Below are 14,850 nucleotides of genomic sequence, written 5' to 3' on the forward strand. Positions count from 1 at the left end.
TGGCGACTTATTCGTTTGAATTACATGTTTTTGATCAATTCATCCGCAAATTCAGAACACTTCACTTCTGTCGCGCCGTCCATGAGACGTGCGAAGTCATATGTGACAACTTTCGAAGCGATTGTTTTCTCCATAGAGTTGATGATGAGGTCAGCCGCTTCGTTCCAGTTCATGTGGCGGAGCATCATCTCACCTGAAAGGATGACTGAAGATGGGTTTACTTTATCAAGACCTGCGTATTTCGGAGCTGTACCGTGTGTCGCTTCGAAGATTGCATGTCCTGTGATGTAGTTGATGTTTGCACCAGGTGCAATCCCGATTCCACCTACTTGTGCAGCAAGTGCGTCTGAGATGTAGTCTCCGTTCAAGTTCATCGTCGCGACGACATCGAACTCACGTGGGCGTGTCAAGATTTGCTGGAGGAAGATATCAGCGATCGAATCTTTAACGATGATTTTTCCTTCAGCTTCAGCTTTCGACTGAGCTTCGTTCGCAGCTGCTTCGCCAGACTCTTCTTTGATGCGGTCATATTGTGCCCATGTGAACACTTTGTCACCGTATTCAGCTTCAGCGAGTGCATAACCCCAGTTTTTGAATGCGCCTTCTGTGAACTTCATGATGTTCCCTTTGTGTACGAGCGTGACAGATTTACGATCGTTCGCAATCGCATATTCAATCGCAGCACGGACGAGACGCTCTGTCCCTTCAGAAGAAACAGGCTTGATGCCGATTCCTGATGTCTCTGGGAAACGGATCTTGTTCACGTCCATTTCATCTTGCAAGAATTTAATGAGTTTTTTCACTTCGTCACTTCCTGAAGCGTACTCGATTCCTGCGTAGATATCTTCTGTATTTTCACGGAAGATGACCATGTCTGTATCTTCAGGACGTTTTACTGGTGAAGGAACACCTGTGAAGTAACGAACTGGACGAAGGCACGTGTATAAGTCGAGCTCTTGACGAAGCGCAACGTTCAATGAACGAATTCCACCACCGACCGGTGTCGTAAGTGGTCCTTTGATTGCAATCAAGTACTCGCGAATTTGATCGAGTGTTTCTGTCGGGAGCCACTCACCTTTTTCGTTATAAGCTTTCTCCCCAGCGTATACTTCCATCCATTCGATTTTCTTGTCGCCACCGTATGCTTTTTCAACTGCAGCATCGAATACACGAACAGCCGCGTTCCAAATATCAGGACCTGTTCCGTCACCGATAATGAATGGTACTGTCGGAACGTTTGGTACGTTCAATACACCGTTTTCAACTGTAATTTTTTGTCCTTGTGTCAACATAATGAATCCCCCTAAGTACATTACTGTAGGTCGACGCGTACGCCGACCTACGTCACTTGTTAGTTTACCAAACTTTTGTCTAAAATGTGTCTCGAATTAACGTTCGTTCACAGGAACATATTTACGGCTTGTTTCACCGACATATTCCGCACGTGGACGAATCAAGCGGTTATCCGCATATTGCTCGAGAATGTGCGCGATCCAACCTGACATCCGTGATACGGCGAAGATTGGCGTGAATAAGTCTTCTTCAAGACCGAGCGCATAATACGTTGATGCCGAGTAGAAGTCGACGTTTGGTTTCAATCCTTTTTCTGTTTCAACGAGATGATCGATTTTTTCAGACATCTCATACCACTTCGGCTCGCCGATTTGAGCAGTCAACTGGCGGCTCATTTCTTTCAAGTGCTTCGCACGCGGGTCGCCGTCCTTGTAGACACGGTGACCGAAGCCCATAATTTTTTCTTTGCGCTCGAATTTACCACGTACATATTCTTCAACACGGTCGACCGAGTCAATTTCATGAAGCATTTTCATAACCGCTTCGTTTGCACCACCGTGAAGCGGCCCTTTGAGTGCTCCCATCGCCGCCGTCACACCAGAATACATATCAGAAAGCGTCGCCACACAGACACGTGCCGTGAACGTCGAAGCGTTCAATTCATGGTCTGCATGAAGGATAAGTGCTTTGTCGATTGTCTTCTCTGCAACTTCACTTGGTTCTTCTCCATTCAACATGTATAAGAAGTTTGCTGCATAGGATAGACCTTCTTTTGGAGCGACAGGTTGCTCGCCTTTACGTAGACGTGCGAATGCCGTCACGATTGTAGCGACTTGAGCTTGAAGACGAATCGCTTTACGCATGTTTGCCTCGTCACTCATGTCTTCAGATTCTTCATCATATAGAGCAAGTTGTGAGAGCGCCGTACGAATCGTCGCCATTGCATTGGCTGATTTCGGTGCACGAGCTAACGTATCAATCACTTCTTCTGGCAACGTCGCTTCTTTCACGAGTGCCTCCGAAAGTGACTTTAGTTCTTCTGCATTTGGTAAGCGATCATTCCACAATAAAAATACAACTTCTTCAAATGTGGCATGGTCCGCTAAATCATCAATGGTATATCCTCCATAAGTCAATTGACCGTCAATAATTGAGCTGACTTTTGAGGCTGCTGCCACAATACCTTCTAACCCTTTTGTCGTTGACATTCATAACTCCCCCTCAGTCTTGTTTGAAAGTGGTCGACCGTAAAAACAGTCTTTGTATAGGGAATAAGGATACGGGACGGGCTTCTCCCCTGCTTTCACCCAGTCTCCGTTTACCCTGTCCTTTATATAGTATAAACAATTTATTGCAAAAAAGAAATGTAAGCGGCTTCAGTTGTCAGAAAATATCAAAACCATTTTTCAATGACTTGATACCCACCTAGAATCAAGGCTGCAATTCCAGCTCCAATCAACGGTCCAACAGGTACGCCTTTCATGAATCCGACCGCTAGAATCGTGCCTGCGAGAAGGGCCGTCGTGACGACCGGGTCGACGCGCATCAATTGCACGCCTTGCGCCGCTGCTAAGGCTACAAATATTCCTGAACCAAATGCAACGATTCCAACTGGACCACGAATACTATTCCACAATTCTTTAAAACCGATATCTCCGGTTGCAATCGGGACGAGTACGGCAATGGTAATAATCGTCACACCCCAATTGATTCCTTTCGATGCAAGTGTCGGAAATAATTGATCACCAAACCCTAATGCTTTGATGATGAGTAACGCACTGCTCGCGATAATAATTGACTGGTTTTGTGCAATGACACCAATTAGCACCAATAGAATTAAAAATAAATATGCACTCATACGTATTCCTTTCTTCGAACGGAAAAAGAACCGACCTTTGTAGAAGGCCGGTTCGATTGTCGTTCAATTATGCGTTATAGATTTTACCTGTGAGTGGGTCGATTGAAATCATCTGACCGTCACGAAGTGAAGTTGTGGCAGTATCCACACCTACGATGACTGGCTTACGGAGTGATGGTCCAACGATACCAGCGTGGCTCGTCAATCCGCCGTCTTCCGTGATAATTCCAGCCGCTTTTTCGATGGCAGGCATCATTTCTTTATCTGTGAATGGCGCGACGAGAATCATGCCGTCTTTTGCTTTCGCGTTTGCTTCTTCCGCATTTTTCGCGACAACGACTTCTCCAACGACACCGCGCTCACCGATTCCACGTCCGTCTGCGAGAGCATGACCGACGATGTGAACTTTCATCATGTTCGTCGTACCAGCTGTCGCTGCAGGAATACCAGCTGAGATGACAACGAGGTCACCGTCAGTGACGAATCCAGCGTGACGTGCTGCTTCTGATGCTTGAACCAACATTTCATCCGTGTTGTTTGGCATCGTCTCAGCAACGATTGGGTATACGCCCCAAACGAGGTTCAATTGACGAGCAACGCGCTCTGATTCAGTGACTGCGATGATGTTCGCTTCTGGACGGTATTTCGCCGTACGAGCAGCCGTGTATCCTGATTGTGTTGGCGTCAAGATCGCTTTGGCGTTCAAGTTGATTGCTGTGTGAGCAACCGCTTGTGAGATCGCATCCGTTACCGTATGCTCACTGCGCTTCTGACGATCTTTCAACAAGTTTTTGTAGTCGAGCATGCGCTCAGTGCGCTCTGCGATTGCAGCTTGCATTTGAACTGACTCGATTGGGTAGTCCCCTGCAGCTGTTTCACCAGAAAGCATGACTGCATCTGTTCCATCCAAGATCGCGTTTGCTACGTCAGATGCTTCCGCACGTGTCGGACGTGGGTTACGTTGCATCGAGTCGAGCATTTGCGTTGCAGTGATGACCGGCTTACCGAGGTCGTTACACTTCTTGATGAGTTCTTTTTGAACAGGTGTTACTTCTTCTGTCGGGATCTCGATACCGAGGTCACCACGAGCAACCATCAAGCCGTCAGAGATTGCCAAGATTTCTTCGATGTTATCCACACCTTCTTGGTTCTCGATTTTCGGGTAAATCTTGATGTGTGACGCGTTGTGTTTTTCAAGAAGTTGACGAATTTCTACCACGTCAGACGCACGACGTACGAACGATGCTGCGATGACGTCGATGTCTTGTGAGATACCGAACTCGATGTCCGAGATATCTTTGTCTGTGAGGGCAGGAAGGTTTACCTTGACGTTTGGCAAGTTAACACCTTTCTTCGTCTTGATGATTCCTTCGTTTTCGATTACACAACGGAGGTCGCGGTTCGGAAGTTTTTCAACGACACGGAGTCCGATGAGACCGTCGTCGAGCATGATATGTGAACCGACTTCTACATCATCGTAAAGACCTTCATACGTTACAGAGAAACGATCTTTCGTTCCGACGATTTCTTCACTTGAAACGATTGTGACTTCTTTCCCTTTTTCAAGAAGAGCTTTTCCATCTTCAAACGTATGTGTACGGATTTCTGGACCTTTCGTGTCAAGAAGGACTGTGACCACTTTCCCAGCTGCTTTCGCCGCTTCACGGATGTCACGGATACGTGCACCGTGCTCCTCATAGTCACCGTGTGAGAAGTTGAGACGGGCAACGTTCATTCCAGCTTCAATCATTTCAGGAAGACGCTTCTCAGAAGCCGGTCCAATCGTACATACAATTTTCGTTCTACGCATAATATAAAAACCTCCTAGGGGATATAGTGCAACTTACATACAGAAAACGGGGGGCCATAGACCTGATCCCGTCTCTGCAACTTCTAAAATCGTTTAGATCGACAATTGGTTGACGAGGTCAATCAATTGCATATCGATCGTGTGCTTGTTGTGGTCGAGCGCCTCATCGATATCAAGATCCATCATCTGGTTATTACGGATACCGACGACGCGGCCCGCTTTCCCTTCAAGAAGAATCTCGACAGCGTAAGCACCCATACGGCTGGCAAGTACACGGTCTGCAGCAGTTGGGGAACCACCACGTTGAATGTGTCCGAGAATCGTAACACGTGTTTCTGAGTTCGTTTTCTCAGCAATCAATTTGCCGATTTCTTCAGCACTTCCGGCACCTTCGGCAACGATGACGATTGAGTGCTTCTTACCGCGTGCAATCCCGTGGTTGATTCGTTCCACGATTGCGTTCAATTCTTCTGGACGTTCTGGGACAAGAATCGACTCCGCGCCACCAGCGAGACCAGAATAAAGTGCGATATCACCAGCATCGCGACCCATTACTTCAATCACATATGTGCGTTCATGAGATGAAGCTGTGTCGCGAATTTTGTCGATTGCGTCAAGCGCTGTATTGAGCGCTGTATCGAAACCGATTGTCGCATCCGTTCCCGGAATATCGTTATCAATCGTACCAGGAAGGCCGATTGTTGGGAATCCGAGTTCCGTCAATTTTTGAGCTCCGCGATAAGAGCCGTCTCCACCGATGACCACGAGGGCATCGATATTGAACTTCTTCAACTGTTCTACTGCTTTTGCACGTCCTTCTTCAGTTCTGAATTCAGGACAGCGTGCAGAGCGAAGGAACGTACCTCCACGTTGAATGATGTCGCCGACTGATCCAAGGTTTAATTCGACTAAATCACCTTCGATTAATCCTTGGTAGCCGTTATACACACCGTACACTTCAAGACCTTCGAAAATCGCTTTTCGGGTCACGGCACGGACAGCAGCGTTCATTCCAGGAGCGTCTCCTCCGCTCGTTAATACCGCAATACGTTTTAAATTCACGTCACTCACCTCTTATGTGTTTTAACGAAATCTGAAAATAAAATACCATGTCTGACCTTTGTTTTACAACACAAGTATGTGAAAAAAATGCATAGGGTATGTTACAAAGCAGTCACTTGATGAATGAATAACTCTATATTCAAAGCCATTGTTACCGTTTTCACTCACTAATTGTGCCAATTTGATGATATTTGGTCGCACGTCCTTGAATGAGCTGAGAAGTCGACAGATCGAGCAACTCGTTCATGTGCTGTAATAATACAGGTTTCAAGAGTGATGACTGTAATGACACATCGACATGCGCGCCTCCATACACTTCCCCTACAACTTCATCCACGATCCCTAGGTTGAACAAATCTTGTGCTGTAATTTTCATCGTTTCTGCTGCACGCTCTGCTTGTTTGGCATCTTTCCACAAAAGTGCCGCTGCACCTTCTGGCGAGATGACCGAGTACGTACTATTCTCAAGCATCAACAATCGGTCGCAAACACCAATCCCAAGCGCACCACCAGAACCGCCTTCTCCGATAACGACGGAAACGATTGGTACTTTCAACGTCGCCATTTCAAACAAGTTTCGAGCAATCGCTTCACTTTGACCTCTCTCTTCAGCGGCTTTTCCTGGATAAGCCCCTTTCGTGTCAATGAATGTCAAAATCGGACGGTTGAACTTCTCGGCTTGCTTCATGAAACGCAAAGCTTTTCGGTATCCTTCAGGATGAGGCATCCCAAAATTCCGCTTCATATTTTCTTTCGTATTCCGACCACGCTGATGCCCGATGATGGTAACCGGAACACCTTCGAATGTCGCAAGTCCCGATACGATTGCCGCATCATCATACCCGTGTCGATCGCCGTGGAGTTCCATGAAATCAGGGAACATATGATGGATGTAATCGAGTGTTGTCGGACGTTTCGGGTTTCGCGCCAATTGTACGCGGTCCCACGGTTTCATATTCCCATAAATATCTTTTTCTAATCGGTCGAGCTTCAACTCCAGGTGACGAATCTCACGTGATAGGTCAATCCCTTTCGTTTCGGCTGTCTCACGCAATTTGTTTAACTGTTCGGTCACTTCTTTGATTGGGTCAAACATGTCGAACACCCCCATCGTGTAATCCGATCATTTTCTTCAAGAACGAACGCATCTGTTCACGATGGATGACCGCATCCAATTGTCCAGACTCGAGTAAGAACTCTGCCGTCTGGAAGTTTTCCGGAAGTTTTTCCCGAATCGTCTGTTCGATGATTCGTCTTCCCGCAAATCCAATAAGCGCTCCAGGCTCTGCGACGTTTAAGTCGCCAAGCATCGCAAAACTTGCTGAAACCCCACCTGTCGTCGGATGTGTCAAATAGGCGATGTAGAGAAGTCCCGCCTCATCATGTTCTTTTAAAGCGATGGACGTGTTCGCCATCTGCATCAAACTGACCATCCCTTCTTGCATTCGTGCGCCACCTGACGCCGTGAATAAGACGACCGGAAGACGAAGTGATGTCGCTTGGCGAACAGCAGAGGCAATCGCTTCGCCTACGTAAGCACCCATCGACCCCATCCGGAATCGAGCATCCATCACGCAAACGACGAGTGGTAGTCCATCAATCGTCGCTTTTCCGCAAACGACCGCTTCTTCAATCCCGGTTCGTTCACGGTCTTTATTCAACTTTTCTTCGTAATCCGGAAAATCGAGCGGATTCGCTTTGACGGAAGGTCCCGCAAATCGTTCGAAAGAACCTTCATCGACGAGCATGTCGATTCGTTCCTGTGCATGAAGCGGAAAATGGTAGCCACAGTCACATACCTTATGGTTTTCGTTCAACTGTTTTGTATAATGCATATATTTACAAGATGGGCACTTCGTCATCAATCCCTGTGGAGCGTCAATTTTTGGTTCTCGTTGACGCAACGGCATATATCGTTTCGGTTTCTTGAAAAAAGCAGTCATCGCTTCCCCCTCGTTCATTCCGGCATCCCCATTCCACGCCACGTCTCGACAAAACGCTTACGTTCTTCGAGCGTATATAACTCCCCAACATCTAGTCCCTCAAAAAATCGGTTCACTTCGCTCCAAATCCTGATGAACAAGTCATTCTTCAACTGAAAAATGAGTTGCTGACGAAACGTTCGATCCTCTTCGATCACTGCCTCTAATTGAGCTAGTCGCTCCATCGTCGGCTCTACTTCCGAAAACGCCATTCGCTCTAACAGTCTAAGCATTTCGATGATATCGGTCGCTTTCGTCTGTTTCGTGACGATGAACTCCGACAAAATCTCGATGTAGCGATGTCGGTCTTGTTCACATAGGAAAGTACCCCCGCCGCGCCTTGTCTCGACGATACCTAAAAAACTCAATGCGCGTAACGCCTCACGAACGGAGGCACGACTAATAGCTAGCGTCTCCGCAAGTTCACGTTCGGATGGAAGTCGATCCCCCGGGACCAACGACGATTGGACAATTAATTTTCGTATCTTTGAAATATTTTCGTGAAATGTGGATGCGTGTTTTTCATGCATCTGACCGTTCAACTCCCTTATTTGGATCACTTATCAATCTTAAGTGGTCAGACCAATTAGTGCAATTATATCATCATTTAGGACTTGGTACTAGTTTCTGGACCAACCATTTTCATATTGACTCGTTTTAAGACAACATTCTCTTCTCCGAATCGCCTCTTCGCCTCTGACACATATTCCTCGTTCGGGTTGATTGCAAAAGCGGATGCCAGTTGTTTCACTTCTTTTGAATCCGTGAACCGACAAACGACCGGAACGTCACCCTGTGCACGCTGAATCCAATCTTCTAGTTCAGAGAATCGATCTAACGTGAGCCTTACGAACAAAGCTTGACCATGTAATGGGCGCACACGTTCGACAATCAATTGTTTACGTCCATCCCGTTCGTTCGAATGAACTTCAAGCAACAAAATGTTACCCACGTAGAGGGAGCGACTGAACTGGGCAAAGGTTCTTGGAAAGACGACGACTTCTTCTTGCGTCACCCCATCGTCTACCATCATGACACCCATCCGCTCTTGCTTTTTCGTCATAAACGTACGCACGTCATCCACATACACGACTAGATACCCGTTCGTCCCGTGCAGAACGTCTTCAATCGTGGAGGGCTCAATTCCCACGTGCGGAATCGTCGTAAGCGGCGAGTGCACAACCCATGTTCCGAGTGCTTCCCGCTCTTCTTCAGACCAGTTTGGTTCTTTCGCTTTTTTCTGCTTAAGCCCGAGTGATGATAGTTCATCTGGTAAGAAGTGCGTACCGGCCTCTTCACGTAAACGTTCGACTGCTTCAAACGCACTCGTCCGATCACCGTGATACATTCGGTCAAGCGCTCCAGCTCCTAGCAAACGTCTCAACTTGAGTTGATCTTTACTCTTCCATTCCATCGCTTCTTGAAGAGTCCGGACGTCTTTTAGCTGTCCATTCAGCTCGATGAGTCGTTCTACGTCTCGTTTCGTCAGTCCTTGAATCGCTTTAAGCCCAAGACGGACGCCAGGACCTTCAAGTATCGCATCGGCATGACCGTGCAATACGTCTGGCGGATACACAGGGATTTTGTCTTTACGCAATAGTCTCACGAGTTGACTTGTCTTCTCCGACGTCACGACATGGAAAACACGTGGATAATGCGCTTTGACGTAAGCCAATCGATAACTGATCAAACTGTAGGCGACCGCATGGGAACGGTTAAACCCATATCCTGCAAACTTTTCAATCCAAGAGAAGATTTGTGACAAGACATCTCGGTTCTTTCCTTCAGATTGACGTAAAAACCGCTCTCGTTCTCGTTCAATCGTACCGGTATCTTTTTTGGCAATCGCTCGTCTGATTAAATCCGCCTCGGCAAATGAATATCCACCGAGTTTTCGAAGAAGGCGCATGACCTGTTCTTGATAGACGAGCACGCCATACGTCGATTTCATGATTTCTTCGACGTCCGGGTGAATCGGTTGATATGGCATACCATGTTTTCGTTTTGCATACGTTTCAATGAACTGCATCGGTCCTGGTCGATAGAGCGACATCGTCACGACAATATCCTCAAACTCCGTCGGTTTGACTTGACGCAACGCCTGTTTCATACCCGACGACTCAAACTGGAAGATCCCGTCCGTCTCTCCTCTTGCTAACAATCGGTACGTCCGGGCATCATGTAAGGGAATGGTTTTTAAGGAGAACATCGCGTCACTCTCACGGACCAATTCCTCCATTTGACGAAGGCGAGTCAAGTTTCGGAGCCCGAGCAAATCAATTTTCAGTAGCCCGATTCCTTCCAAATCCTTCATATTATATTGGGTCACATGATCCTCGAGTTCGGGTTGAAGTGGAGTCACGTCTTCAATCGGTTGACGACTGAGTACAACCCCAGCGGCGTGTATGGATGATTGACGTGGCAACCCTTCTAGCTGTTTCGCAATCCGAATCAACTGTTGACGCTTCTGGCTACCTGCGAACCATTTCATCTGTTTTGGATTCGCCATCAATTCGTCCAACCCACCTGATTTCACTTGTTTACTTGCAGCCTGCCCCTCTTCTAACGTCATGCCGAGCGCCCTCGCGACGTCACGGATGGCTGCCTTTGCCCCAAAGGTTGCGAGTGTACCAATTTGCGCCGCATGAGTCTCCCCATATTTCGATAGCACGTATGAAACGACTTCTTCCCGACGCTCATCTTCAAAATCTAAGTCAATATCCGGCATCGAGACGCGTTCCGGATTGAGGAACCGTTCAAATAGGAGACCATAGCGAACTGGGTCGACTTCTGTAATGTGCAGTGCAAAACTGATGAGCGAGCCGGCCGCCGACCCCCGACCTGGACCGACCTCGATCCCGGACTCACGGGCGAATCGGATGATATCTTCGACAATCAGAAAATACGAAGAAAACCCGGTCTTGGCAATGACGTCAAGCTCAAACTTCGCTCGTCCGATATACGGTTCTTTCATCAATTCCATCGCTTTTAACCGTTCACCGACGAGCTGCTTCAACTTTTGATCAGCGTCCGGTAACTCTGGAATCGCGCCTTCCGCTTGTGGAAGTTGCTCGAGTTGAATCAGTTCTTCAAATCGCCCAAGCTCGCCCAATTCTTCTGAAGTGAACCAGTCGTTCATCTCGCTTGGTAGCCGGACATGCAGACCTTTTTGACGTACATCCTCCTCTGACATCACTTCGCCTTCTCGAATGGCAGAGATTGCCCGGAAACCCTCCACATCTTCAGGTCGCATATATCTCGTTTCAGGGACCGGAATCAGTTGGACGGCGAGTTCTTCTTTCATCATGCGAAGTTGCTTTAACAGTTGTACCTGTTCTGTCGTCTGCGGTGCCGGGAGACCGAGCCATAGTCTGTTCTCGTCTACAAAAGACAGCAGTTGATGATAAAGACGACGTCGATGGACCGGGTCGCTCGCTTTCCAGTTTTCCGGTAGGACAATGAGTGGCATCGTCGTGCGTTCATCGATCCCGCCTTTCTTGATGATTCGATATTGCTCTTGTAGTTCTGCTTCGTTCGATGCATACGCAAGTACCGAAACATCGAGCCCGTCTAGTCGAAGGACGGTTCTCAGTCCGATGAGCGGCTTCACCCCATAGCGTTTGCAGTAGGATAGAAACGATGGAACACCATAAAAGGCATCGTCTGCGATGGCGACCGCGCGACTCCCCCGCTCTGTCATCTGCATCACATATTGTTCTAGTCGAATCGTGCTTTGTAGTAAGCTATAAGCAGTTCTGACATTAAGATGAATCATCTTCGTCCTCCTCTCTATTTAATGGAATTGTCAAACTCAATTCTCCACTTCTCTGATACAATAATTATAGACAAAACTCACGACAAAAGGGGGCAAAAGCGTATGATTATCAATCGGGGACAAATTGCGCGCGATAAGTTAGAAAAATTACAGAACGGTCAAACCGTCTTTGCGGACAGTCCTGAAATCATCGACCGACTTCGAAAGTATATTGCAGAATATCAACTCGATGTCGTCGAAGATGTGACCGACCGCGGCACGTGGTTTATCCCACAAGAAAACGGAGACAAATGAAGAGAGCTGACCGCGGTCAGCTCTCTTCATTTTCTTCAAACGTGAACTCTCCTGCCACTTCATTCAGAGCAGCAATGACGTCATCCATTTCATCCCACGTATCAATCGTGGCACCTGACGCCATCGGATGACCACCACCACGGTAACGCTTCGCCACTTCATTGATGACAGGTCCTTTCGACCGAATCCGGACACGAATCTCTTCTTTGTTTTCGACAAACATGACCCAACATTTCAATCCTTCGAGGCCAGAGAAGCTATTGACGAGTTGCGATGCCGCTTCCGGGGACGCATGGAACGTCCGGAGCACATCTTTATCAATCTTCACATACCCGACGCCTTCTTCTGTGACATTGACGTGCTGTAACACGTACCCTTGTAACTGTAGCGTCGCTAAGTTGGTCTTATACATGTGTCGGTACAGTTTGTTCGTATCGATGCCTTTGTCAATCAATCTCGAAGCAATCTCAAACGTACGTGCCGTGGCATTACGGAACTGGAAGCGCCCCGTGTCACCTACGATACCGGCATATAATAAGAAGGCCGCTTCTTGATCGATCGGATAATCCCAAATGTTCGCCAACTCCACAATCATTTCGGACGTCGAACTGACCGTGGTGTCCACGATTTGTGTCATCGCATACGGGTCTTCATCAGGGTGATGATCGATTTTAATGATTGTTTTTCCTTTTAACGCATATGGTCCATCGATTCGTTCCTGATTCGCTGTATCTAGAATCAAAACGAGCGCATCCTTATACATTTCTTCCTCAACGTGTTCCATCTTTCCTAAAAATTCAAGGTCGGGCACCATACCACCGACTACATAAATCTTTTTATCCGGATGAACCGACTTTAAAATACGTTGGAGTCCGAGCTGGCTCCCCAATGCATCGGGGTCTGGTCTGACATGTCGATGAATAAAAATGGTGTCAGCCGCCTCGATTTCTGTTTTGATTGAATCCGCTTTCGCCCATGCCCACATGATGATTCCTCACTTTCCTACACACTATTATGGTATGATGATAACAGATTACGAGAAAGAAAGGGGTTCCTTCACTTGCAACTTGTCATGATTGGACTCATTTTGTTCGCGCTCGGAGCGTACCTTGTCTTCAAGCGTCGTGCTTTTTTGACAAAGAGGCCAAACCGTAAAGCCTTGTTCAATACACAAGCTTTAATCTGGTTAAGTTTATTCCTCGCGCTATTCGCCGCGAACCAAATGGTTGGTGGATTCGGTTTGAATTCATCGGTCGGTTGGATTGTCAGTATCGTCATGTTGGTCGTCGGCTTAGGCAATGCGGTCGTTGGATTTATCCGTTACCGGAAAATCTATCCGCTCGCCGCAGAAGAACCGACGAATACGCCTTCATAAAAAGAGAGCACCCGCTACTCGTGTAGCCGGTGCTCTTTTAAGTTACCGATCAATCAACTGTGCCGTGACAAGCGCCTTGGCGACAAGTTGTGTACCTTGTGTCATCTCCACATCAACTTTCCCGAACTTCCGCCCAAGATCGAAGACGTTTGCCGACACTCGAATCTGACTCTCAATCTGAATCGGTTTCATGAAATAGACGGTAATGTTCTCGACCACCAAATCCCCTTTTTTCATATGACGCAGACTGCGTGTCGCCCCTTCGACTAACAAAGTCGTCAACACACCTGATGACGCGGTCCCCATATGGCTCGTCATTTGCGGAGCAACCTCGACAGTAAACGCCGTACCGTTCGACGTGGGATCTTCTTTCAATTGGTTCGTGATCATGTTGTCGAACGTTTCACCGACTTGCGGCTGACGATTCGCAAGCTGCAACGCCTTCAACACATCTTGACGACTGATGATTCCGAGCAAGCGACCATAGTTATCGACGACAGGGAGCATCTCAATCCCTTCCCATACCATCTGGTGCGCAGCGTTGGTCACGCTCGTCTGGACGCCGACAGTAATCGGGCTCTTTGTCATGACTTTCTCGATATCATAGTCGTGCGATTTGTCGATGACATCTTTCGCAGTGATCACCCCGACCACCTTCATCTGCTCATCGATGACCGGATAACGATTATGCTTCGTCCGCTCATTCAATTCGTGCCAACGTTTCACCGTGTCATCCGATTTCAAATAAAACGTGTCGTGAAGCGGAATGACGATGTCTGAGACAAGAAGAATCTCTTTCTTGATGAGTCGATCATAAATAGCCCGGTTAATCATCGTTGCGACGGTAAAGCTGTCGTAAGAAGTCGAGATGACGGGCATATCATACTTATCCGCCATTCGTTTCACTTCATCCGTCGTATCAAATCCCCCTGTGATCAACACGGCCCCGCCGGACTGCAAGACGAGTTCATGCGCCTTCTCCCGGTTTCCGATGATGACGAGTGAATCGACATCGATATAACGCATCATCGCTTCCAATTTCATGGCTCCGATGACAAATTTAGATAATGTCTTATGCAAACCATTTCGTCCACCCAACACTTGTCCATCGACAATATTGACGACTTCGGCAAATGTCAGCTTCTCAATATTCTCTTTTTGTTTACGCTTGATCCGAATCGTCCCTACACGTTCGATGGTAGAGACAAAGCCCAGGTTCTCAGCTTCTTTGATGGCCCGATAAGCCGTACCTTCTGATACAGCTAACTCTTTGGCGATTTGGCGGACCGAAATTTTTGACCCAACATCGAGTGACTCGATATGTGCTATGATCTGTTCATGTTTTGTGGTCATACGCGGAGTCCCTTCTCTCAATACATTTTCTACTCTTTCTAGTATACT

The 14,850-nt window shown here is 47.5% G+C and carries 13 protein-coding genes; 2 read left to right on the forward strand and 11 right to left on the reverse strand.

All coding sequences use genetic code 11. The features are described from left to right. Window positions 1-20: 20 nt before the first annotated feature. From icd to dnaE, 9 genes are all read right to left on the reverse strand, one after another. A complete protein-coding gene (gene icd, locus PQI28_RS06510) occupies window positions 21-1,289 on the reverse strand; it encodes an NADP-dependent isocitrate dehydrogenase (protein WP_224862760.1) in 1,269 nt (422 codons plus the stop codon). Between the two features lie 99 nt (window positions 1,290-1,388). Then, entirely contained in the window at window positions 1,389-2,501 is a 1,113-nt protein-coding gene (gene citZ / locus PQI28_RS06515) for a citrate synthase (RefSeq protein ID WP_271304548.1), read from the reverse strand. 185 nt (window positions 2,502-2,686) lie between these two features. After that, complete coding sequence (locus PQI28_RS06520) at window positions 2,687-3,151, reverse strand: DUF441 domain-containing protein (RefSeq protein WP_074033425.1); 465 nt, start codon at window positions 3,149-3,151, stop codon at window positions 2,687-2,689. Window positions 3,152-3,218: 67 nt separating this feature from the next. Then, a complete protein-coding gene (gene pyk / locus PQI28_RS06525) occupies window positions 3,219-4,961 on the reverse strand; it encodes a pyruvate kinase (RefSeq protein WP_074033426.1) in 1,743 nt (580 codons plus the stop codon). A 93-nt stretch (window positions 4,962-5,054) separates the two neighbouring features. Continuing rightward, window positions 5,055-6,023 (reverse strand): 6-phosphofructokinase, encoded by a 969-nt coding sequence (gene pfkA, locus PQI28_RS06530; RefSeq protein WP_214693237.1) that lies wholly within the window; start codon window positions 6,021-6,023, stop codon window positions 5,055-5,057. A gap of 160 nt (window positions 6,024-6,183) precedes the next feature. Continuing rightward, window positions 6,184-7,134, reverse strand: a complete 951-nt coding sequence (locus PQI28_RS06535) for an acetyl-CoA carboxylase carboxyltransferase subunit alpha (protein WP_214693239.1) — start codon at window positions 7,132-7,134, stop codon at window positions 6,184-6,186. Next, the gene (gene accD / locus PQI28_RS06540) at window positions 7,112-7,966 is read right to left on the reverse strand and encodes an acetyl-CoA carboxylase, carboxyltransferase subunit beta (protein WP_214693241.1); all 855 of its coding nucleotides are present in this window, start codon (window positions 7,964-7,966) and stop codon (window positions 7,112-7,114) included. The genes PQI28_RS06535 and accD overlap by 23 nt, the downstream gene beginning before the upstream one ends. 14 nt (window positions 7,967-7,980) lie before the next feature. Continuing rightward, the gene (locus PQI28_RS06545) at window positions 7,981-8,535 is read right to left on the reverse strand and encodes a FadR/GntR family transcriptional regulator (protein ID WP_214693242.1); all 555 of its coding nucleotides are present in this window, start codon (window positions 8,533-8,535) and stop codon (window positions 7,981-7,983) included. Between the two features lie 77 nt (window positions 8,536-8,612). Beyond that, window positions 8,613-11,780 (reverse strand): DNA polymerase III subunit alpha, encoded by a 3,168-nt coding sequence (gene dnaE / locus PQI28_RS06550; protein WP_339962791.1) that lies wholly within the window; start codon window positions 11,778-11,780, stop codon window positions 8,613-8,615. Window positions 11,781-11,882: 102 nt separating this feature from the next. On the opposite strand from dnaE, the gene PQI28_RS06555 reads away from it, so the two are divergent. Next, entirely contained in the window at window positions 11,883-12,074 is a 192-nt protein-coding gene (locus tag PQI28_RS06555) for a hypothetical protein (RefSeq protein WP_074033430.1), read from the forward strand. 16 nt (window positions 12,075-12,090) lie between these two features. Here the strand turns inward: PQI28_RS06555 and PQI28_RS06560 are convergent, their stop codons facing one another. Then, on the reverse strand, window positions 12,091-13,059 hold the full coding sequence (locus tag PQI28_RS06560; protein WP_214782187.1) for a DHH family phosphoesterase: 969 nt from the start codon (window positions 13,057-13,059) through the stop codon (window positions 12,091-12,093). A 75-nt stretch (window positions 13,060-13,134) separates the two neighbouring features. Here PQI28_RS06560 and PQI28_RS06565 point away from each other — a divergent pair, with 75 nt between their 5' ends. Then, window positions 13,135-13,449, forward strand: a complete 315-nt coding sequence (locus PQI28_RS06565; protein ID WP_339962792.1) for a YtpI family protein — start codon at window positions 13,135-13,137, stop codon at window positions 13,447-13,449. A 42-nt stretch (window positions 13,450-13,491) separates the two neighbouring features. Here the strand turns inward: PQI28_RS06565 and PQI28_RS06570 are convergent, their stop codons facing one another. Beyond that, window positions 13,492-14,802, reverse strand: a complete 1,311-nt coding sequence (locus PQI28_RS06570; protein ID WP_214782184.1) for a DRTGG domain-containing protein — start codon at window positions 14,800-14,802, stop codon at window positions 13,492-13,494. Window positions 14,803-14,850: the final 48 nt, after the last annotated feature.

The organism is Exiguobacterium sp. USCH10 (assembly GCF_037619445.1).
GTDB lineage: Bacteria > Bacillota > Bacilli > Exiguobacteriales > Exiguobacteriaceae > Exiguobacterium > Exiguobacterium aestuarii_A.